This window comes from Paenochrobactrum gallinarii (assembly GCF_014205685.1).
GTDB lineage: Bacteria > Pseudomonadota > Alphaproteobacteria > Rhizobiales > Rhizobiaceae > Paenochrobactrum > Paenochrobactrum gallinarii.
In genome coordinates this window covers 97791-119845 of record NZ_JACIIU010000002.1, presented here as the reverse complement: position 1 = coordinate 119845, position 22055 = coordinate 97791, and the positions used below count along the sequence as shown (strand labels likewise).

20 protein-coding genes and 1 tRNA gene are annotated in these 22055 nt (G+C 49.1%); 9 read left to right on the top strand and 12 right to left on the bottom strand.

The window, feature by feature from the left end; all coding sequences use genetic code 11:
- The first annotated feature begins 4 nt into the window (after positions 1-4).
- The 4 genes from mce to FHS77_RS03260 all read left to right on the top strand — a co-directional run bounded on the left by mce (position 5) and on the right by FHS77_RS03260 (position 2821).
- The gene (mce, locus tag FHS77_RS03275; RefSeq protein ID WP_184219957.1) at positions 5-409 is read left to right on the top strand and encodes a methylmalonyl-CoA epimerase; all 405 of its coding nucleotides are present in this window, start codon (positions 5-7) and stop codon (positions 407-409) included.
- Between the two features lie 2 nt (positions 410-411).
- Positions 412-681, top strand: coding sequence for a DUF1467 family protein (locus tag FHS77_RS03270; protein WP_184219954.1), 270 nt, complete (start codon positions 412-414; stop codon positions 679-681).
- A 328-nt stretch (positions 682-1009) separates the two neighbouring features.
- On the top strand, positions 1010-2437 hold the full coding sequence (locus FHS77_RS03265) for an SPOR domain-containing protein (protein ID WP_184219951.1): 1428 nt from the start codon (positions 1010-1012) through the stop codon (positions 2435-2437).
- 84 nt (positions 2438-2521) lie between these two features.
- Positions 2522-2821, top strand: a complete 300-nt coding sequence (locus tag FHS77_RS03260) for a hypothetical protein (protein WP_184219948.1) — start codon at positions 2522-2524, stop codon at positions 2819-2821.
- A gap of 244 nt (positions 2822-3065) precedes the next feature.
- Here the strand turns inward: FHS77_RS03260 and FHS77_RS03255 are convergent.
- A tRNA-Asp gene (locus FHS77_RS03255) sits at positions 3066-3142 on the bottom strand.
- A gap of 266 nt (positions 3143-3408) precedes the next feature.
- Positions 3409-5526 (bottom strand): ATP-dependent DNA helicase RecG, encoded by a 2118-nt coding sequence (gene recG / locus FHS77_RS03250; protein WP_184219945.1) that lies wholly within the window; start codon positions 5524-5526, stop codon positions 3409-3411.
- 160 nt (positions 5527-5686) lie between these two features.
- On the opposite strand from recG, the gene FHS77_RS03245 reads away from it, so the two are divergent.
- Together FHS77_RS03245 and mfd are read left to right on the top strand one after the other, a co-directional pair.
- Positions 5687-6004 (top strand): FAD assembly factor SdhE, encoded by a 318-nt coding sequence (locus tag FHS77_RS03245; protein WP_184219942.1) that lies wholly within the window; start codon positions 5687-5689, stop codon positions 6002-6004.
- Between the two features lie 53 nt (positions 6005-6057).
- Entirely contained in the window at positions 6058-9555 is a 3498-nt protein-coding gene (gene mfd / locus FHS77_RS03240) for a transcription-repair coupling factor (protein WP_184219939.1), read from the top strand.
- Positions 9556-9600: 45 nt separating this feature from the next.
- Here mfd and FHS77_RS03235 read toward each other — a convergent pair whose 3' ends face one another.
- The gene (locus FHS77_RS03235; protein WP_184219936.1) at positions 9601-10278 is read right to left on the bottom strand and encodes a DsbA family oxidoreductase; all 678 of its coding nucleotides are present in this window, start codon (positions 10276-10278) and stop codon (positions 9601-9603) included.
- Positions 10279-10987: 709 nt separating this feature from the next.
- Here FHS77_RS03235 and proV point away from each other — a divergent pair.
- From proV to FHS77_RS03220, 3 genes are all read left to right on the top strand, one after another.
- Positions 10988-12220, top strand: coding sequence for a glycine betaine/L-proline ABC transporter ATP-binding protein ProV (gene proV / locus FHS77_RS03230; protein ID WP_184219933.1), 1233 nt, complete (start codon positions 10988-10990; stop codon positions 12218-12220).
- 92 nt (positions 12221-12312) lie between these two features.
- Entirely contained in the window at positions 12313-13230 is a 918-nt protein-coding gene (locus tag FHS77_RS03225; protein ID WP_184219930.1) for an ABC transporter permease, read from the top strand.
- A 106-nt stretch (positions 13231-13336) separates the two neighbouring features.
- Positions 13337-14203: a glycine betaine ABC transporter substrate-binding protein gene (locus tag FHS77_RS03220; RefSeq protein ID WP_184219927.1), complete on the top strand. Its 867-nt coding sequence runs from the start codon at positions 13337-13339 to the stop codon at positions 14201-14203.
- Positions 14204-14249: 46 nt separating this feature from the next.
- Here FHS77_RS03220 and FHS77_RS03215 read toward each other — a convergent pair whose 3' ends face one another.
- The 9 genes from FHS77_RS03215 to FHS77_RS03175 form a co-directional block, all read right to left on the bottom strand.
- Positions 14250-15134 (bottom strand): DMT family transporter, encoded by an 885-nt coding sequence (locus tag FHS77_RS03215; RefSeq protein ID WP_184219924.1) that lies wholly within the window; start codon positions 15132-15134, stop codon positions 14250-14252.
- A 192-nt stretch (positions 15135-15326) separates the two neighbouring features.
- Entirely contained in the window at positions 15327-16196 is an 870-nt protein-coding gene (locus FHS77_RS03210) for an NAD(P)-dependent oxidoreductase (protein ID WP_184219921.1), read from the bottom strand.
- 130 nt (positions 16197-16326) lie between these two features.
- Positions 16327-16944 carry a glutathione S-transferase family protein gene (locus FHS77_RS03205; protein WP_184219918.1) on the bottom strand — a complete coding sequence of 206 codons (618 nt, stop codon included), beginning with the start codon at positions 16942-16944 and terminating at the stop codon, positions 16327-16329.
- A 44-nt stretch (positions 16945-16988) separates the two neighbouring features.
- The gene (locus FHS77_RS03200; RefSeq protein ID WP_374786203.1) at positions 16989-17708 is read right to left on the bottom strand and encodes an ABC transporter permease; all 720 of its coding nucleotides are present in this window, start codon (positions 17706-17708) and stop codon (positions 16989-16991) included.
- A gap of 125 nt (positions 17709-17833) precedes the next feature.
- Complete coding sequence (locus tag FHS77_RS03195; protein ID WP_184219915.1) at positions 17834-18553, bottom strand: ABC transporter permease; 720 nt, start codon at positions 18551-18553, stop codon at positions 17834-17836.
- 192 nt (positions 18554-18745) lie between these two features.
- On the bottom strand, positions 18746-19552 hold the full coding sequence (locus FHS77_RS03190) for an ABC transporter substrate-binding protein (RefSeq protein WP_184219912.1): 807 nt from the start codon (positions 19550-19552) through the stop codon (positions 18746-18748).
- Positions 19553-19943: 391 nt separating this feature from the next.
- Positions 19944-20480, bottom strand: coding sequence for a molybdopterin-guanine dinucleotide biosynthesis protein B (mobB, locus tag FHS77_RS03185; protein ID WP_184219909.1), 537 nt, complete (start codon positions 20478-20480; stop codon positions 19944-19946).
- Positions 20477-21127 carry a molybdenum cofactor guanylyltransferase MobA gene (gene mobA / locus FHS77_RS03180; RefSeq protein WP_184219906.1) on the bottom strand — a complete coding sequence of 217 codons (651 nt, stop codon included), beginning with the start codon at positions 21125-21127 and terminating at the stop codon, positions 20477-20479. Before mobA ends, mobB begins: the two co-directional genes overlap by 4 nt.
- The gene (locus FHS77_RS03175) at positions 21124-22047 is read right to left on the bottom strand and encodes a DMT family transporter (protein WP_343060943.1); all 924 of its coding nucleotides are present in this window, start codon (positions 22045-22047) and stop codon (positions 21124-21126) included. Before FHS77_RS03175 ends, mobA begins: the two co-directional genes overlap by 4 nt.
- Positions 22048-22055: the final 8 nt, after the last annotated feature.

The window sequence follows — 22055 nt, the reverse complement described above, 5'->3', positions numbered from 1 at the left end:
GAATATGCTGGGACGATTAAATCACGTAGCGATTGCTGTGCCGGATTTAGGCGCAGCAATCAAACTTTACCAAGATACACTTGGAGCAACTGTTACCGCGCCGCAGGCTTTACCTGAACATGGTGTGACCGTTGCTTTCATTGATGTAGGCAATACAAAAATCGAATTGCTGGAGCCGCTTGGGGCAAGCTCATCCATTCAAACTTTTATCGATCGCAATCCGACGGGTGGAATGCATCATGTCTGCTACGAAGTAGCTGATATTTTGCAGGCGCGTGATCAGTTAAAGGCACAAGGTGCCCGTATTCTGGGCGATGGCGAACCTAAAATCGGCGCTCATGGCAAGCCGGTTTTATTTTTGCATCCGAAAGATTTTAACGGTACACTGATTGAGTTGGAAGAGGTTTAATCATGTCACTGATGTCCGGAGTTGCTGTTTATTTTATCATCTGGTGGACAGCTTTGTTCGCCCTTTTACCGGTTGGTTTAAGAACGCAGGATGAAGAAAATGAGGTGATTCTGGGGACGGTTTCCAGCGCTCCTGCGCGACCGCGAATCTGGCTTGCATTCTTCCGTACAACCATTGTAGCGACCGTACTTTTCGGCCTTTACTATTATCTCACACAGGTCAGCGGTTTCGGCCTTGATGATATTCCGCATTTTTACCCGGATTTGAAGTGAATAATTAATATTTAGTCGTCACAGATCAGTTTTTTTGCCGTGATAGGGCTCTGATCTGCTGATGCTGTGGATAAGTTTTTATATTCTTATTTTATGGTTACCGTGGTGACTGAGAAAATAAGTCATTGATTTCGAGGCATTTAATTTTTTCATCCTCTGCAGCCTGTTGATAAAATATGTATTTCGGCCAACAAATTGCCTGCTTTTTAAAAGAATTACCGATCATAAACGGATTAGTAACCCTGCTTCCATTACGATGATCGAATTAGGTTGTGGTGTGTCGCTTGCGCCGCAGTAAAAAAATACCAGTGTTCAGGTGGGTATCGTAGTGCGTATTGCGTTTTTTCAAGCTGCTTCTGCCATCAAAAAAACGGCTCATATTGCCTTGCTTATGGCGGTGGTGACCGGCTGTTCTACTTCGCAGGTTGTGCAGGCAACTGCTGCACCTGCAAATGAAAAATATGCAGCCATTGTTGTTGATGCCAATACAGGTAAAACGCTCTTCAGTTCGTCTGCGGATGCGCATCGCTATCCGGCGTCGCTGACCAAGATGATGACGCTTTATATGCTGTTTGAAGCGATGAAATCCGGTCGCGTTAATCGCAATACACCAATTCCTGTTTCTGCTTATGCTGCATCACGACCGCCAACAAAAATTGGTTTCAAACCGGGGCAATCCATTCCGGCAGAGGCTGCAATTTTGGCCTTGATTACCAAATCTGCAAATGACGTGGCAGCAGCTGTAGGTGAGTATCTGGGCGGCTCGGAAGAGCGCTTTGCGCAGATGATGACCACTAAAGCCAAGCGTCTTGGTATGCGAAGCACTGTTTTCCGCAATGCGTCCGGTCTGCCGAATATGCAGCAGCGTTCAACTGCGCGTGACATGGCAATTCTTGGTATGGCACTGCGTCAGCATTTCCCTAATGAATATGCTTATTTTTCCAAGCGCAGCTTTACCTATCGCGGTCAGACCATCAATGGTCACAACCGTTTGCTGGGTCGCGTCCAGGGTGTTGATGGTATCAAAACCGGTTACACCAATGCATCAGGCTTTAATCTGGTTTCCTCCGTCAATGTTGATGGTAAGCAAATGGTTGCGGTTGTGATGGGCGGACGTTCGGCTGCCAGCCGCGATAAGCATATGCAGGAACTGATTGCCAAATATTTGCCTCAGGCCAGCCGTGGTCGCGGCAATAATGCCCTCATCGCAGCGCGTGCTGATGGTGCGGTTAATGTGGCTTCGGTTTCCTTGCCGACTGCTAAAGAAGCGCCGCTGCCGGTGATGCGTCAGGATGGCGGTATTGAGCAAGTGATTAATGGTGAGTTTGGCGAAGGCGATCGTGATCAAGACCAGCCACAAGTGTTGGCACTCGCTGCTCCGATGGCGCGCCCTGCGGCCAAAGCCATTGAGAATGTGATTGTGCCGACACCACGTGCAGAAGTGCCAAGTGTTGCCAATAATGCCGCTAATAACAATATTGATCCGGTAACCACCGCGTCTGCTGCAACATCTGGTGGCTGGGCTGTGCAGATCGGTTCGCTACCAAGTGAAGATCAGGCACGCACCATGCTGGCAAAGGCCAATGCTTCTGTCGGCGGTCTAAAATCAGCTTCTCCGTATACTGAAACATTCCAGATGAACGGAACCATGTTTTATCGCGCTCGCTTTGTTGGCTTTGACAGTAAACAGGCAGCATGGAACGCATGTGCGGCTTTGAAAAAGCAGAAATATGGTTGCTACGCGATTGCTAACTAAAGAATGAACCTCGTGTTTTGTCGTCACGACTATCGTGGCGACCGTTGAAAAAACCCGCAATGTATTGAGTGAAAGGGTTTCACAATGTCGAAGATGTACGATGTGCAGTCTGCTGGTTCTTTAACAGAATCATCTGATTGGAATTATTTTGCACCGGAAGTTGCACCTAAGCCGTCGCTGTTTTCTGTGCAATTATTGCGTGAAGCAGCAATGAGTCTGGTGGAATTGCGTCGTGTTTCGCACTCGTTTCAGGCGCGTGATCTGGTTGCTTTGTTAAAATGCCATGCTGCACGCAGGCAACGGGCATCAATGCCAAAAGCAACAATACACATGAAAACATGTGTGAGCCGTGGTCGTCAGGCTGTGCGGATAGTTTTGAAATAATATAAATTTGCTGTCGGCTTCGGTTCACAGCAAAGAGCTGGTTAAAATTAGAGTTGTTGAAGGCGTGTCTCATGAAGGATGAGCGCGCTTTTTTGTTGTCTTAAATATTGTTGTTATGATTTTATGGCAAGAATAGCGGCGGACTGAAAAACAGCATAGCTTAAATGAGGATTGTTTGATTGTGTTATCAAGGATTAGGCGGGGTTGCGCCACTTTCAACATTAATCATTTAATCTGATGAAAGTGGCGCGAGTGACGGGGCTCGAACCCGCGACCTCCGGCGTGACAGGCCGGCACTCTAACCAACTGAGCTACACCCGCGCATCTCATTCCGGTTAAACCGGACTTGGTAACCAGCGTTTCCGTCTGGTGTGAGGCTCGTTTAAGGTGTTCGTGCGCGCCTGTCAAGCGAGCAAACTGAAGAAATGTGCCGAATGTTGATAAGAATGCAAAAAACTTTGAAAGAATGCGATTTAGTACGTTATTTTTTAGGGCGAAACGCAAAAAACGCCGATTTATCAGTCAACTAGAGTGTTTTTCTTTTTCATCAAATAATAAGAATCACGTTTTGATTCCGCAAAATTGTATCAGCCGGCACGCAGCAACCGGATCGCTTCATCACGGCTGAACAAATAAAGCAGGGTGCGCAAAGCTTCACCGCGCGCTGTTGTCAGTTCTGGATCTTTTTCCAGTACAAGGCGCGCATCTTTACGGGCAATTTCCAACAGGTCTGAATGCACTTCGAGGGAGGCGAGCCTGAAGCCGGGGGTGCCGGACTGTCTGGTGCCAAGCAACTCACCTTCGCCGCGCAGTTTCAAATCTTCCTCAGCAATGCGGAAGCCGTCTTCGGTTTCACGCATCACTTTCAGCCGTGCTTTGGATATTTCACCAAGCGGCCCTTTATAAAGCAGCAGGCAGGAAGAGGGCTTGTCACCACGCCCGACACGTCCGCGCAACTGATGCAACTGCGCAAGGCCAAAGCGCTCAGCATGTTCAATCACAATGATGGTGGCATCCGGCACATCAACACCAACCTCAATCACGGTGGTAGCAATCAACAGACGGGTTTCGCCTTGTTTGAAAGCGCGCATGGCTTCATCTTTTTCAGTGCCAGTCATCCGACCATGAATAAGCCCGACCTGATCACCGAAAACAGTTTGTAATGTGTGAAAGCGTTCTTCGGCAGATGTCAGTTCAATATGTTCGGATTCTTCCACCAAAGGGCATATCCAATAAATTTTCTGACCGTCCTGCACTGCGCTTTGCATGCGCTCAATCAGTTCATCCAGCCGTTCCAACGGCAATGTCACTGTCGTAATAGGGCGGCGACCTGCCGGTTTTTCTGTGAGCTTTGAAACATCCATGTCGCCAAAGGCGGTCAGAACTAAGGTGCGTGGAATAGGGGTGGCCGTCATCACCAGCATGTCGGGTGCAGTGCCTTTGGCGGTTAGCATCAGGCGCTGATGCACACCGAAACGATGCTGTTCATCAATAATGGCGAGTACCAGATCATGATACTCGACCTTTTCCTGAAACAGTGCATGAGTGCCGATGATGATATTGATTTCACCCTCACGCAATTCGTCAAGAATGCGCTGACGTTCACGGCCCTTTTCACGACCTGTCAAAAGCGCGGCTTTCAGGCCAGCTGCTTCTGCCAAGGGCGCAATCGTGGCATAATGCTGGCGTGCCAGCACTTCTGTTGGTGCCATCAGCGCGGATTGTCCGCCTGCTTCAGCGGCATGTGCCATAGCAATGAGGCCGACGATTGTTTTACCGGAGCCGACATCACCTTGCAAAAGCCGTAACATGCGCTGCGGTTCTTTCAGGTCGGTGATGATTTCTTTAATGGCTGTCTGCTGGCTGCCGGTTAATTGATAGGGCAGGTTTTGTAAAATCGCCTGAATGATCTTACCGGTGCCCTGCAAGGGGCGGCCTGATAGTTTGCGTGTTTTTGCCCGTACAAGCGCAAGGGCCAATTGTCCGGCCAGCAACTCGTCATAAGCCAGTCTCCTGCGATAAGGACTTTCCAGCTCAATATCTTGTGGCTCTTCCGGCTGATGCATATGCACCAGTGCTTCATTGTGGCCGGGAAAATCTTCCCGTTTCAGCAGGCTTTCATCAATCCATTCCTGCATGAACGGAATGCGGGTGAGCGCTTCATCAATTGCACGGTTGAGCACTTTGGGTGAAAGACCGGCTGTTGTCGGATAAACCGTTTCTAACAGCGGCAGCCCGTCGGTGTCATGGATACTGGCAATATAGTCGGGATGCACCATCTGGGCGCGACCGTTAAACCATTCCACCTTGCCGGAGATGACTACCGTTTCGCCTTCGGGCAATACTTTGTGAAGCCAAGGGATTTGTGCATGGAAAAACACCAGCGTAATTTCGCTTGTGTCATCATGGGCAATGACGCGGTGCGGAGCATTGGCGCGGGTTTTACCGGAGGCTGAAAAGGCTGGCTGGTGAAAATCTACCACCACTTCTAAAGTGACGATCGCGCCATGTTCGGCCAGATTGACGGTCGGGCGAAAGCGCCGGTCGATCACAGAACTTGGTGGATAATAAATGAGCTGTCCGACACGGGGTTCCTGTCCCGGTTCCGTGCCAAGTAATTTTGCAAGCAGGAGGGACACTTTCGGCCCGATACCGGGAAGTGTTCTGACGGTGGCAAAAAACGGATCAAGCACTGAAGGTCGCATGAGGCGAAGCTTTAACCGGATTTTCGTTGCATGCAAGCCACTGTTGAAAAAATTTGTGCACTTTTTGTTCTGTATGGCTTAAAAGAGTAAAACAGGTTCCCACATTGCAAATAAATGCTGTATAGCGATGGTCAATAAAGGTGAAGCGGAGAGCGTTTTTATGACTGACACAACAGAAGCCACGAATGCAGCAGTTGAAAAGGCCGCGGCTAGAGCTGATCTTGACGCCAGACGCCGTAAATTATTGTTCCGTTCATGGCATCGCGGTATGAAAGAGATGGATATCATCTTTGGCCAGTATGCTGATGAATATATTGCCGGTTTTACCGATGCGCAACTTGATGAATATGAGCATCTCCTGGAAGTGCTGGATCGCGATTTGTTCAAATGGGTGACAGGTGAGAGCGATATTCCTGCTCAATTTGATACACCGCTGTTTCGTGACATTATCGATTTTCGTAAGCGTATAGCGTTTTAATATCGCCAGCGGTTAAGTTGTCTGCTGCAATGTAAATAATAGAGTTCTGTCTGATGTCCGTATTTTCCAAATTTGGCTTGAAACCGTCCAAAACAGCGCATGTCACAATTGATGGTGTGGCGGATGGTTTTGAAGGGTTTTGCCTTGCCAGATTAGTTGAAGAGGTGGGCGAGGGCGGCCCTCTGCTATTTGTGATGCGCGATGGCCAGCGAGTAGCGGATCTGGAGCAGGTTTTAAACTTTGTGCGTCCTGATCTGCCTGTGTTGCATCTGCCTGCATGGGATTGTTTGCCCTATGACCGCGTGTCACCGGGCGCCGATACCAGTGCGCGCAGACTGGCTGCATTAGCGCATTTATCTAATCTGCAACAGCAACGCCATCCGGCTATTATCTTAACCACCGCCAATGCGGTGTTGCAAAAGCTGCCGCCGCGTGCAGCGCTTGCCGATCAGGTGATTTCTGCGCGCCCGGGCAATCGCCTCAATATGAACGAGCTTGCCGGCAAGTTGGAACGCAACGGTTTTGAACGCGTGCCGACGGTACGTGATGTGGGTGAATTTGCCGTTCGTGGTGGTATTCTTGATCTTTTTGCACCGGGCACAGATGCGCCTGTTCGTCTTGATTTCTTTGGTGATACATTAGAATCAATTCGTTCATTTGATCCGGCCAGCCAGCGCAGTCAGGGTAATCAAAAAGAGTTTATTCTCCAGCCGATGAGCGAAATTACGCTCTCGCCGGAAATGATCAGCCGTTTTCGTACACAATATGTGCAGATGTTTGGTGCGCCATCACGCGATGATGCGCTTTATCAGGCCATAAGTGAAGGGCGCCGTTTTGCCGGCATGGAACACTGGCTGCCGCTCTTTTATGATGAGCTGGAAACGGTGTTTGATCACGCCGGCTCCATGCCGGTGGTGTTTGACCATCTGGTGACAGAGGCTTTGGCCGAGCGCCACACATTGGTGCTTGATCATTATGAAGCGCGTGAGCGTCAGGCAACAGGCAAGGAGCCGGGCGATAGTGTGCCTTATAAGCCTGTGCGTCCGTCTGCGCTTTATATGTCGCCAAAACAAGTGCAGGAGCATGCGCAGGCTGCCGGTATGCGCATTGATCTCACCCCTTTTGGTGCGCCGGAAGTTGCAGGCCGCACCGTTATTCATGCTGATGTGCAGGCTGCAAGAAATTTTGCCGAAGAGCGCGCCGCCACCGATATTAACCTCTTTGAAGTGGTGGTTAAATATCTGGCTGATTTGCGAGCCGGCGGCAAAAAAGTCATGTTGGCGGCATGGAGTGAAGGCTCGCTTGATCGCTTGCTGCAAGTGCTTGGCGAGCATGGCCTTGAAAAAATCGAAACAGTTGATGAACTTCGCACTGTCAAAGCTTTATCGCGCGATAAAATCACCGCAACCGTGCTGGCGATTGAAAGCGGCTTTACCGCCAGTGATCTGGTGGTTGTGGCTGAGCAGGATATTCTCGGTGACCGCTTGGTGCGCCGTACCAAGAAGCGCAAACGCGATCAGGACTTTATCTCTGATGCGGGTGCACTATCGGCTGGCGACATTGTTGTGCATGTCGATCACGGTATTGGTAAATTTGTCGGGCTTAAAACCATCACGGCTGCGGGTGCGCCGCATGATTGTTTGGAAATTCACTATGCCGGCGATGACCGTCTGTTCTTGCCGGTTGAAAATATCGAGCTTCTGTCGCGTTTTGGCGGTGAGGGCTCAACAGCACTGCTTGATAAATTGGGCGGTGGCGCGTGGCAGGCACGCAAAGCCAAGCTTAAAAAACGCTTGCTGGAAATTGCCGGACATCTCATTCAAATTGCGGCTGAGCGTCAGATGCGCGGTGCGCCGGTTATGCCGCCACCTGAAGGGCTTTATGCCGAGTTTGCAGCCCGTTTCCCTTATGATGAAACTGAAGATCAGCTGAGCGCTATTGAGGCGATCACCGATGATCTCTCGCTTGGTCGCCCGATGGATCGCCTGATTTGCGGCGATGTGGGCTTTGGTAAAACCGAAGTGGCCTTACGTGCGGCTTTTATTGCTGCGCTCAATGGTTTTCAGGTGGCTGTGGTTGTGCCGACAACACTGCTGTCACGTCAGCATTTCAAAACATTTACAGCGCGTTTCCATGGGTTGCCGATCAATGTGGCGCAGGCATCGCGTCTGGTTGGTGCGAAAGAACTGTCGCAGGTCAAAAAAGATGTGGCAGATGGCAAAGTGGATATTGTTGTTGGCACTCATGCGCTGCTTGGCAATGGCATCAAGTTTAAAAATCTTGGTCTTCTCATTATCGATGAAGAGCAGCATTTTGGTGTGAAGCACAAAGAGCGTCTGAAAGATTTGAAATCGGACGTGCATGTGCTCACTCTTTCCGCCACGCCAATTCCGCGTACATTGCAATTGGCGCTCACAGGTGTGCGTGAATTGTCGCTGATTACCACGCCGCCGGTTGACCGTATGGCGGTGCGTACATTTATTTCGCCGTTTGATCCGTTGGTGATCCGTGAAACTTTGATGCGTGAGCATTATCGCGGTGGCCATAGTTTCTATGTCTGCCCACGCGTGTCTGATCTGGCGCATATCAAAGAATTTCTTGATGAGCATGTGCCGGAGCTGAAAGTGGCTGTGGCGCATGGCCAGATGGCACCGGGCATGCTCGATGACATCATGAACGCTTTCTATGAAGGTCAATATGATGTGCTGCTATCCACCACTATTGTGGAATCCGGCCTTGATGTGCCGACCGCCAATACATTGATTGTCCATCGTGCAGATATGTTTGGTCTGGCGCAGCTTTACCAGATCCGTGGCCGTGTCGGGCGCTCCAAGCAGCGTGCTTTCGCGCTCTTTACGCTGCCTGTGGGGCGCACCCTGACGCAAACCGCCGAGCGCCGCCTGAAAGTACTGCAATCGCTTGATACGCTTGGCGCAGGCTTCCAGCTTGCCAGCCATGACATGGATATTCGTGGGGCGGGCAATTTGCTTGGCGAAGAGCAGTCCGGTCATATCAAAGAGGTCGGCTTCGAGCTTTATCAGCAGATGCTCGAAGAAGCCGTTGCCGAATTGCAGGGCACAGAAGTGGTGGAGAGCACGCAGTGGTCGCCGCAGATTTCTATCGGCACTGCGGTGATGATACCGGAATCTTACGTGCCCGATCTGCAATTGCGTCTTGGTCTTTATCGTCGTCTGGCTGATCTGGAAGAAACGCAGGATATTGACGCTTTTGCAGCCGAGCTGATCGACCGTTTTGGTCCATTGCCGGAAGAAGTGCAGCACTTGCTGAAAATTGTCTTCATCAAGGCGCTTTGCCGCAAAGCCAATGTTGAGAAGCTGGATGCGGGGCCTAAGGGTGTGGTTATCCAGTTCCGTGATAAGACATTCCCTAATCCGGTTGGTCTGGTTAAAATGATTGGCGAGCAGGGATCATTGGCAAAAATCCGCCCAGATCAGAGCATTGTGCTGATCCGCGATTGGCCGACACCGGAAAAACGCCTCACAGGCGCGGCTGTGCTGATGACACAGCTGGCAAAAATAGCGGCTGCGTGATTTCTCAAGCAGCCGCCAAAATATCAGATGAAATGAAGGTCGCGATTAGCGGTCTTCAATAATGCCTGGCTCAAAACCGCTTGCGGCTTGGCTGATTGCATCGGCCAAAACCTCAGCGCTTTGTGCGCCCATGACAGCATATTTCTGATCAATAATAAAACATGGCACCCCGCGCACGCCGATGCGGGTGGCTGTTTCAATTTCTTGCCGGATATTCTGCTTGTCAGCATCGGTTTCAAGTAGTTTTTCAATCACAGGTGCCTCAAGGCCGGCCTTGGCTGCGGCTTCTACCAGCACTTTATGATCACCGATATTCTGGCCTTGCTCAAAATAGAGCGAGAAGAGCTCGCCGACGAGTTTGTCTTGGGCATCAGGCGTGCCGGCCTGTGCTGCCCAATGAATGACGCGATGCGCATCTAATGTGTTGGGTGCAACTTCAATAGCATCAAAATCAAATTCAATGTCGTTGTCTTCGCCGGTTTTAATCAGCTGATCGTGTATCTCATTAGCACGTGAACCGGAGCCGAATTTTTCTTTCATATAGGCTTTGCGATCCTTGCCGCCAGCCGGAATATTCGGGTCGAGCTGATAAGGTCGCCAGCGTATGGTTGCTTCTACATCGGGCAGGAGATTTAATGCCTGTTGCAGCCGTTTACGGCCTACAAAGCACCATGGGCATACCACATCCGATATAACATCGATGGTTATTTGTTTGGCAGGCATGGTTTATCCTTTTAAAATTGCAAGTTTGTCAGCGCCCCAACATATTCACGACATGGCGTTTTTGTAAGGGGCGCAAACGAAATTTATGCAATTATACGCGACCTGCGTTTGCCTTGGTCAGAAAAAGAAATACCAGATAATCAGCACTACAAAAAACGGAACGCCGAGCATCCATAAAATTCCAGCACGTAACATGAGAACCTCCATTTTTTAGCTTCTAAAAGGCGTGGCCTGTATCAAACTAACTGCTGAATGCAGGATTGGTTCCGTATTTTTTTACATAAGTTTTATTTGAAATTTGTGCGGAAAACGAATTTTTGAGGGTCGTTTTAGCGATTTTTTTAAATAAAAGCCCTGATTCACGCCACGATTATGCCAGCATGGAAAAGGTGTGGAATGTATGGTCTCTTGTCTTTGATCCGGCCATAAAACGGCTCTTTTGCGCTTCCAAAATATAAAAATTTAACATGGCTGCATCCCTTGTATAATACGGGATGCAGTAAGATTTAGCGTCTTCTGATGTTAGTAGATTTCTGTGTTTGGGTGGACATGAAGTCAGTTTTCTATATACTAACTCATAAATCTGAATTGAATGAGTTCTTATTATTGAAGTTTTTAAATTCTCTACTTTAAGCTTTAATATATAAGAACATTTTTGCTTGTTTAAGGAGGTTAGGTCTGCCCGACAAGGCAGGGTTAATTATAATATATGGTATTTATTACGGATAACGATAGTAAAGAAACTTCCGAAAAAGTAAAAATTTCTTTGAAAAATGTTTTCAAAGTTTTTGGCGATCGTCCGGAACGTGCTTTAAAAGAATTGAAGTCCGGAAAATCTAAAACAGATATCCATCGTGAAACCGGCTGCACAATTGGTGTGGATGATGCCGGATTTGAAATTAAGGAAGGCGAGATTTTCGTCATTATGGGGCTCTCAGGCTCCGGGAAATCGACGCTATTACGGTTGCTCAACCGTTTGATTGAGCCAACATCCGGTGTGATTGAGGTTGATGGTCGCGACATTACCAAAATGTCGAAATCAGAACTCATCGATTTACGCCGCCGCGATATGAGTATGGTTTTCCAGTCCTTTGCGCTTTTGCCAAACAGGACTGTTTTAAATAATGCTTCCTTCGGGCTGGAAATTGCCGGTGTCGGTGAGGCCGAGCGCCACGAAAAAGCAATGAAGACGCTGGCAGCCGTCGGCCTTGAAGCTTATGCACAAAGCAAACCGGATGAATTGTCCGGTGGTATGAAGCAGCGTGTCGGGCTGGCGCGTGCCTTGGCAAGCGAGCCGACCATTTTGCTCATGGATGAGGCTTTCTCAGCGCTTGATCCTCTGATCCGCACAGAAATGCAGGATGAGCTCATTCGTTTGCAGGCAGAAAACAGCCGCACGATTATCTTCGTCAGCCATGATCTTGATGAAGCGATGCGTATTGGCGACCGTATTTGCATTATGCAGCACGGTAAGGTGGTGCAGGTTGGCACACCGGACGAGATCGTCTCGCAACCAGCCAATGACTATGTGCGCTCCTTTTTCCGCAATGTGGATGTGTCACAGGTCTTCAAAGCCGGTGATATTGCCCGCAGCACTCAGCTGACGATCATCGAGCGCCATGGTGTTTCTGCTGCGGCAGCACTGAAGCAAATGGAAAGTGCAGGACGCGAAGTTGCCATTATCGTTGGTCGTGACCGCGGCTATCACGGCATGATCAGTAAAGATGCACTGATTGAACGTTTGAAATCAAAAGTCGAACAGCCTTATCGTGAGGCCTTTATTCCGGATTTGCAGCCGATACAGGCGGAAGAATCCTTGTCTGATGTGCTGGGGCGCGTCGCTGAAAGCCGCTGGCCTGTGCCGGTTGTTGATGAAAACAACCGCTATATTGGTGCAATAAGTAAAACTGCACTGCTTGAAACTCTCGACCGTGCCGGTTGAGCGCAGCCTTTCTGCTTCGTTTGAAGCAATGGAATAGTATGCGTGGAAACAAAAATAAGGATGCGTAAAAGCATCCGGAACGGACGGATAAAATGAATTTTGAATTTAGTATCGGCAAGGGTGCCGATCTTGTGGTCAATTATATTCTTGACCATTTCACCCCGCTGTTAGATGCCATTTCTGCTGCAATTGGCCTTGTAACCGGTAGTATTCAGCAAGTTTTGCTGTCCTTGCCGCCAGTCGCTGGCATTCTCATTGTGGCAGCGCTCAGTCTTTGGCGCGTTGGTGGAAAGTTTGCGCTCTTTACCCTGCTTGCGATGGCTTTGGTTCTTCACATGGGGCTTTGGGAAGGCATGATGCAAAGCTTGTCACTTGTGTTGGCGGCAACCATCATTGCTATGCTGATTGGTATTCCGCTGGGCATCTGGATGGCGCGCAGTGAAACAGTGGCTACGATTACGCGCCCCATACTTGACCTGATGCAGACCATGCCTGCCTTTGTGTATCTCATCCCGGCCGCCATGTTCTTTGGTCTTGGTGCGGTGCCTGGTACAATCGCCACGGTTATTTTTTCAATGCCGCCGGTGGTGCGACTTACCAATCTTGGTATTCGTCAGGTGGATGGTGAATTTATTGAGGCAGGGCTTGCTTTCGGCTGCACAGGCAAACAACTGCTCTTTAAAGTGCAGCTGCCGAATGCAATGCCTTCCATCATGGCAGGTGTAAACCAAACCATCATGCTGTCGCTGTCGATGGTTGTGATCGCATCGATGATTGGTGCAGGTGGTCTTGGTAATACGGTCCTCACCGGTATTCAGCGCCTTGATGTTGGCACTGGTTTTGAAGGTGGTTTGGCCGTGGTTATTCTGGCGGTTGTTCTTGACCGGATTACTCAGAGCTTTGGTCAGGCAGGTGGAAGTGAGCGTTCTGGCTTCCTCAAGCGCCTTGTATTTTTCAAAAAAGAGGCAAGCGACGTCAAGCAGCCTGTGCTGAATAAACAGGAAGCATAAGAGCTGTTTGCGAATGAATTTATGCATCGCTTTGAAAAGGCGTTTTCAAAATTCGAGCGTGTAAAAGCGATGCATTGCAAAAATTAAAAACCGAAAAGGAGAAGATATGTTTGGGAAACTGACACGTCTAAGCCTGGCGGCATTGCTGGCGGGAACTATGGCAACTTCGGCTCTGGCACAGGATGCCAAAACCGTGAAACTGGGTTGGGCTCCATGGTCTGATGCTGAATTTGTCACTAAACTCGCAGCAAAATTGTTGGAAGATAAATACGGCCAGAAAGTTGAGCTGATTCAGACCGACGTGGCACCACTTTATCAAGGTGTCAGCCGTGGTGATCTGGACGCGATGATGATGGCATGGCTGCCTGCAACCCACGAAGATTATTATAAGCGTGTGGAAAACAAGGTTGAGAACTTAGGTTCTGTTTATGAGGGCGCAAAACTTGGCTGGGTTGTTCCTGCCTATATTCCGGAAAGTGAGATCAATTCGATCGAAGATCTGAAAAAGGCTGCGATTCAGGAAAAGCTGAAAGGTCAGATTCAGGGGATTGATCCTGGCGCAGGTCTCACCCGCTTGTCGGAAGAAGCGATCAAGTCTTATGGTTTGAATTACAAGCTTCAGATTTCCAGTGAGGCGGCAATGCTCACCACTGTTGACCGTGAAATGCGCAAAGACGGCTGGTTTGTAGCGACCGCGTGGAGCCCGCACTGGATGTTCGGTAAATATAAGCTGCGCTATATTGATGATCCGGAGAAAGCTCTGGGTGATGCAGAACATGTTGATGTGCTGGCACGTCAAGGGTTCTCAGAAGAAAACCCGGAAGCTGCTGGTTTCTTGAAGCGGATGAAGCTGCCGATTGATGAGTTGGAGGCTGCGATGTTTAATGCGCAGGAAACCTCTTATGAAAAAGCGGTCGATAAATATATTGAAGAAAATCCAGACCGTATCAAGGAATGGGTTGAAGACAAATAAGTAAACTGAAAGCGGCGGCTTCATATTGAAGCCGCCGCTTTTTTAATCAGCTGCGGCGGGCAAATAAAATGCCGCAAATGATAATAATGCCGCCGATAATCTGCATCATACCAATTGGCTCACTGAGAATGAGCCATGCCAGAATGGCAGCCACAACCGGTTGGATCAGCAAAGTGAGCGATGAGAAAGAGGCAGGCAGATAGGCCAGCGCATAGGTAATGAGCCCCTGACCACCCGCATGGGTAATCAGCGCAAGGCCGATCAGCATTGCCCAGCCGTAAAAAGTGAGCGGGAACAAATTAGTTTCAAAGGCAACCGATACAATCAGCATGGCGATGCTGGCTGAAATGGTGCTTGCCAGCATAATTTGCATGGCGGTGAATTTTGCCCGAAGCTTGCCCAGAAACAAAATATAGCCTGCATAGAACATGGCGGCGATCAGGGCGAGGCCATCTCCTTTGACTTGTCCGTCGGTAAGACCTGCCACGCCGCCCTTCAAAACGACCAGCCCGATACATGCAAGGATGAGGCCGATCACAAACGGGCGGGAAGGACGAATGCCTAAGAAAATCCAGGCTCCGGCAGCCACAAAAATCGGCGCCATATTAGCAAGCAAGGTGGCATTGGCAACGGTAGTGATATTGAGGGCAGCATGCCAGAGCGCCAGATCACCAGCCAGAAACAACCCCGGAATACCAAGTGCAAAATAATCCTTCCATGTGAAGTCTTCTGTTTTGGCCTCTGGTTTGATGAACATTTTATCAAACGCCATTAGCGGTAGCAGAGCCAAAGCCAAACGCCAAAAAGCCGTGGCCAGCGGACCTGTCTCGGAAAGGCGTACAAAAATTGGTGATGTACCAATGGCGACACCGCCCAGGAATAGCGCAATTATCGCAATGTGAGCAGGGCTTTTCTTCGATGCAGCAATCATAACTTCCGCCAAATACATACCAATAAACCGGCGGGCACGCTTACGAGGCTAAATATTTATTTGCCAATATTTCATGCTGTTGCAGCACTTGCTGTCGGTTGGGAAAGAATAAAAGAGCCGTATCAACGGCTCTTTGTGTGAAGTCCATAGAGGATAATGAGCGCCAAAGCAACTCAAAGAGCCGGATGCGAATTATTGTTCCAGCCGCGCCAGCAATGACGAAGTATCCCAGCGACCACCGCCAAGTTTTTGCACTTCTTTATAGAACTGATCGACAAGGGCAGTCACAGGCAGCATTGCGCCATTACGGTTGGCTTCATCAAGGCAGATGCTCAAATCTTTTCGCATCCAGTCAACGGCAAAGCCGTGATTATATTCGCCCTGATCCATGGTTTTGTGACGGTTTTCCATCTGCCATGATCCGGCAGCACCTTTGGAGATTACTTCAATAAGTTTGCTGATATCAAGGCCGGCTTTTTTACCGAAATGAATGCCTTCTGCCAGCCCCTGAACCAGACCTGCGATGCAGATTTGATTGACCATTTTGGCCAATTGTCCGGCGCCAACAGGCCCCATTAAGCCGACTGAGCGGGCAAAAGCCTCAATCACTGGCTTGGCCGTATTGAAATCATTTTCATCCGCACCAACCATCACCGTGAGTACACCATTTTCAGCGCCTGCCTGACCACCGGAAACAGGAGCATCCATAAATTTGAAACCGGCCTTTTGTGCCGCTTCGCCCAGTTCGCGGGCAATGGCAGCGGATGCGGTGGTGTTATCAATAAAAAATGCGCCCTTTTTCATTGAGGAAAACGCACCATTCTCGCCTAAAGTAACGGAGCGCAGATCATCATCGTTGCCGACGCAGGCGAAAACGAAATCAGCGCCTTGAGCGGCTTGCGCAGGTGTGGCAGCAAAAGATCCGCCAAATTCTTTTGCCCATTTCTCAGCCTTAGCAGTGGTACGGTTATAGACCGTTACCTCATGGCCACCTTTGTTTTTCAAGTGTCCGGCCATCGGATAGCCCATAACGCCAAGGCCTAGATAAGCAACTTTTGCCATAAGAGTTCCCCCATTAAACATTTCTGTCTGATGCATGAAGCCGTTTTGCGACAGATAATGCGTATAAAATAAATAAAGACGTGTTGTTCAGCACTGTCATCATCACAGAGGGTGCTGACTATGTGGCTGATTATTCAATAGTTGTCATGACGCGGCGGCGATATGCAGGGCGCGTCTGCAATTGCTGATACCAGCGCTCGAGATTAGGAAAAGACGGACGCTCAAGCGAAAGGCCGAACCATAAATAGATGTTAACACCAAGCGGGATATCGCCAATGCCAAAGGCTTTGCCCGTCATCCATTCATTTTCGCTCAAATGAGCCTCGGCAATTTCCAGCACTCTGGAAAGCTCGGCGACAGATTGGGCCAATAGTTTGGGTTCACGCTGCGCTTCAGGCAGGCGCAAACCATGCATGATAATGGTGCGGAAATGCGGCGCAACGGAATTCGACGTCCAATCCATCCATTTTTCGGCAGAAGCGCGCTCGGCTGGGTTTTCAATCCAAAGGCTTCCCTTGCCATATTGCGCTGCCAGATAGCGCACAATCACATTAGATTCCCATAAGTTAAGCGAGCCGTCCTCGAGAAGCGGCACTTTGCCGTTGGGGTTGCGTTTCAGGAATTCAGGATTGTCCAGACCGCCATGTTTGCCACCGGCGTGGATATATTCAACATCCTGGCTGAGTTCTTCAGCCGTCCACAATGTCTTTTTAACATTGCCTGAACTATCGCGTCCCCAGATTTTCATTCTCTTCCCTTTGCATTTTCTATATCAGTCATCATCGGCGCAGATCAGCGCTTCAAATGTCTGGTAATTCTGCGTTCGATCCATTCCCAAATATGACGCAATATTTCTACGATGATAAGATATAAAACAGCCGCCCACAGATATGTCTGGAAATCAAAAGTGCGCGAATAGGCGCGTCTGGTTTCACCCATCAGGTCATAGACCGTGATGATCGCAACGATCGCCGAGCCTTTGATCATCAGGATGATTTCATTGCCATAAGGGCGCAGAGCCACGATGAGCGCTTGCGGCAGGATAACCTTCCAGAATGTGGTGCGTTTATTAAGGCCAAGTGCTGCCGCACCTTCCCATTGGCCGACCGCAACACTTTGAATAGCGCCACGTAAAATTTCTGCCTGATAGGCCGATGTGTTAAGCGTGAAAGCTAAGATCGCGCAGTTCCACGCATCACGGAAAAATACCCAGAGGCCGACACTTTCCAATGAGGGGCGGAAGGTGCCAAAGCCGTAATAAATCAAAAAGGCTTGCGCCAAAAGCGGCGTACCGCGGAAGAAATAGACATATCCATAAGAAATACGGCGCAAAATTTTGGAGTTGGACATGCGCGCCGCGGCAACAGGCAGCGAAACCAGCGCACCCAAAACAATAGAGATAGCGACAAGCTTTAATGTGGTGAGAAGGCCGGACCAATAGCGTGGACCATAGGTCTGTACCAGATCGATCTGCCATGCATTATAAAGATAGGTGGCAAGACCCGCGAACATAATAAGCCAAAGGCCAACCAGTACATGGCCGGTGATCCGCGCTTTTGTCCAGCCGCGTTTAATCGCAGGAGGTTTTAAACACTCAACTTCGGTGCGAAGGATTGCGTTGGAGGACATGTGTTTACTCATGCTTTGCCTCCATTTTTATTGTTGCTGGCCCAATCGCCAATGCGATTGATAAAATAGGACGAAATAATTGCAAGGCTGAGATAAAGCAGGCAGGCAAGGCTGTAAAAGAGAAACGGCTCTTTGCTGACACGTGCTGCAATCTGGGTCTGTCGAATGATGTCGGACAGAGAAATAACCGACACAAGCGATGTGTCTTTGAGCAAAACCAGCCACAGATTGGCAAGACCGGGAAGGGCGATGCGGATTAATTGCGGAAAAATGATTTTGCGCATTGTCTGCCATTTGGAAAGGCCAATGGCATAGCCAGCCTCATATTGGCCGGCAGGAATGGCACGGAAAGCGGATAAAAACACTTCACTGGAATAGGATGAGAACACAAAGCCCAGCGCCAACATACCGGCAGCAAAGGAATTGATTTCGATCTGAATATTAAGTCCAAGTGCGGTGGTGAGTTTTTGTACGCCAAGTGTGGCGCCGAAATAAACCAGAAACAAAGTGAGGAGCTCGGGAAGCCCGCGAAAAATGGTTGTATAAATATTGGAAGCCAGTCGCAGTGATGGCTCGGATGATTGCTTGCCAAGAGCCACCAGAAAGCCAAGAGCAAGGCCGAGCGGCAGTGTGGCGACAGCCAGAGAAACGGTAATCACCAGGCCAGATAAGATGTTTCTGGCCCAGCCTTCAGGTCCAAAACTAATTAAGCTTAAATAATAATCCATGCGCTTATGCGCCTTTTCTTTCTCAAATTATATGTGGCCTGCATGTCGCTAACCTGCATACCATTGGTCTTTTAACCGCAAAGCCTATGTGGGCGAAATGAAATCGCGTTACGGCTTTAAGCATCTGCATTTAAAGGCATAAGATGAAAACGGCCCTTCCTGAGGCTTCAAGAAAGGCCGCTCATTCATGGATTAGTTTTCTGCACCATAAGCATCAAAGGCAAAGTATTTGTCGTTGATTTCTTTGTATTTGCCATTGGCGCGAATAGCCTTAATAGCGGCGGAAAACTTATCAGCCAGTTCTGTATTGCCTTTTTTGACGGCAACGCCGGCGCCCGGGCCGTGAATTTCAATCACTGGCGGAAAAGTGCCGAGCATCTTGCAGCATGCGCCATCAGGCGTATCCAGCCATTGCGACAGGGTTACACTATCATCATTAACGGCATCAAGACGGCCATTGGCCAGATCAAGGCGATATTCTTCCGCTGTCGGATAGGCTTTGATCTCGCTGTCAGTAAAGGTTTTCTCAGAATAATTAGCGTGGGTTGTCGAAACCTGAACGCCGATTGTTTTGCCAGCCAGATCTTCTTTGGTCATGCCGGTAATCGGGCTGTCTTTCGGAACGGCAATGCCCGGAGGGGTGTTATAATATTTACCGCTGAAATCTACTTGCTTCAGGCGTTCTTCAGTGATTGACATTGAAGCGATATAAGCATCGATTTTGCCCGCTTGCAGGCTTGGAATGGCGCCATCCCACTCTTGTGTGACCATTTCACAATCGGCTTTCATTTCCTCACAAAGCGCAAGGCCGATCTCAACGTCGAATCCGGTTAATGTGCCATCCGGCTTGATGAAGTTAAATGGCGGGTAAGCGCCTTCAGAGGCGATTTTAATCTTTAGCGGTTCTTCCGCCGATGCGCTGGTGATGCCGGCAGCATTGAGGCTGAGTGCAAATGCAAAAGCCGAAACGGCACAAGTCATACGTTTTGATAGACGCATTTTTCCCTCTATATAGTTTGCGGCCTTTGTTTACGATTATTCGTATTTAAGACCGTCGTTTATCTTTGTTTCCCAGATATCTTTGCCTGTTAACGGCTGGCCGCGATACAAAAATATATCTGAAGCATTTACTTCTTATGGATTGATATTCCCATTATTTTCAGGAGAAAGGCAAGCTGTATTCAGATTTTTTACTTTAAATAAAATTTAAAAAAAGGATGGCACAAAATTTCCGGCGTTATAATGGCTAAACTGCTGCATAATAAGGGCTGGTAGCTGCTTTTTTGACGAAAAAAACTGCATAATGAATGATCTCTAATACCAAAGACGTAGATGTTAAGGTGGCAAAAATAGCCGCTAACTTCTTCGCTCGTGTTCAGCGCTGGAATCATCACTTTTTCAGATTGCAGAAGCGCTCAATATAATCAGCAACTAAGTGTATGTCATCTGGGTGAAAAAGGGGCAGATGGCCAGCGCCTTTCAGATTGGCAGGCGATAAATCACTTGCTAAGGCAACTATGCTCATATTGGCCTCATAAATGGGCGGCTGTGTTTGACTGGCTTGCCGGATTACCTCAAGCTTGGGGTGAGAGCCTTGCTTATAACCTTCAACCAGTACCAGATCGGCTGGCGATAGCCGTGCAAGAATGTCGTCTAATGAAGGTTCAGCCTCATCCGTATTTTCATGAATAATGGCAAACCGACGAGATGACACGACCGCCACTTCTGCGGCTCCGGCTTTACGATGTCGCCATGAATCCGTGCCTTCCACATCAATATCAAAATCATGATGGGCGTGTTTAATCGTGGAAACACGCCAGCCGCGATGTGTCAGTTCGCTTACCAATCGTGCAGTCATTGTCGTTTTTCCGGAGTTTTTCCAGCCGGTAATGCCAAAAACAGGTGAGGCGAATGACTGATTGCTCATATTGTCAGTTGCTTTAGTAATTGGCGGGCGAGGATGAGATCGGACGGTTCATTAATATTGAAAAACGGATCATAACTGCTGCCGTTTGACAGGGTGCCAAACGGAAAATCGACCGTGCTTTGTTTGATGGTTGCGGCAAAACTAATGACGCTTGGCTTATGACCCTGGGCGAGCCAAGTGGATAGTTTTTCTGCCAGATGAGTGCGCCACAAGCCAAAAGTCGGGTGTGTTGCGCCATTCGATGCGGCAAAGACCACATCGCTTTGGATGGCTTGTTGCCGGTTGAATAGTGCTTCTAGCAGATCACTTGGAATGAAAGGCGTGTCTGCCGCAGCGGTTACAACAAAAGCTTGCTCTTTTGCATAACGCATTGCGGTGAGAATCCCGGTAAGGGGGCCGGAATTATAGGCAAACTGGTCTGCAATAACCGGCAAAGCAAAGCGCGATAAAACGCTTTGAACCTGATTGCTGTTTAAGGCGATATGATCGGCTTGTAATTGTAAACGCTCGATCAAATGGGCAATTACTGGCTTATCATCCAGCAAATGCAGATATTTATCTCCCGACAGCCCTTCGGCTTGCATACGGCTTGAGCGGCCACCGGCAAGAATGACCACCGGTATATGACGGGCTTTAATGTCCTTCATGAAGGGTCGATCCCCGTTGGAATTGAGGCAAGGGTGCTGCGTTGTTCGGCACGTTTGTTCAACACGCTTTCACGGTAGATCATATAGACACCACTGCTCACCACAATCAGCGCGCCGATAATTGTCCAAAGGTCAGGTGGCTCACGGAAAATGACGGTGCTGAGAATGATTGCCCATAGCAGACTGGTGTAACGGAAAGGGGAAACAAAAGAGATTTCGCCCTGACGCATGGCCATGATGATGAAGCTATAGCCAATTAGCAGCAAAACAGCGGCAATAATGCAGAGGAAGACACTATTTATAGTTAAAGGTGTCCAGCCGCCCATTGGCATGATGATGGCAGCTCCTATCATAGTGGTGGCAACGGTTGTAAGGGTTGAGAGATAAAGCGTTGGTACCGTATCCGGCACGCGGCGCGTTGCAATATCGCGCACAGCAGCGGCCAAAACGCTTAAGAGCAAAAGCCCGATACTGGTGAGGCCGGCAATTTCATTGCCGCCCGGCCGAATAATAATCAATACGCCGACAAGACCAATGAGAATACATGTCCAGCGACGCCAGCCGACATGCTCGCGTAAAAACACCGCCGCGCCGATGGTCACAAATAGTGGCACTGCCTGAAAGATGGAGGAAGCAAAAGCCTGCGAGACAAATTTGAGCACATAAATATAGGTAATCGCCGCAACGACTTCGGCGACAACACGTAAGGCCACCATCGCGTTAAAGCCGATTTTGCGTAAGCTGCCCTGATACCATGCCAATGTGGTGATAATGGCGGTAGCAAAAAGACCGCGCACCAGCATATATTGGCCGCCGTTCATCTCTTGTGCCAACATTTTGGTGATACTGTCGCCGATGGTGAATAATCCCATCGCAATCATCATATACATACCGGCGCGCAAATTGGCAGAGTTTACCACGGCAAGGC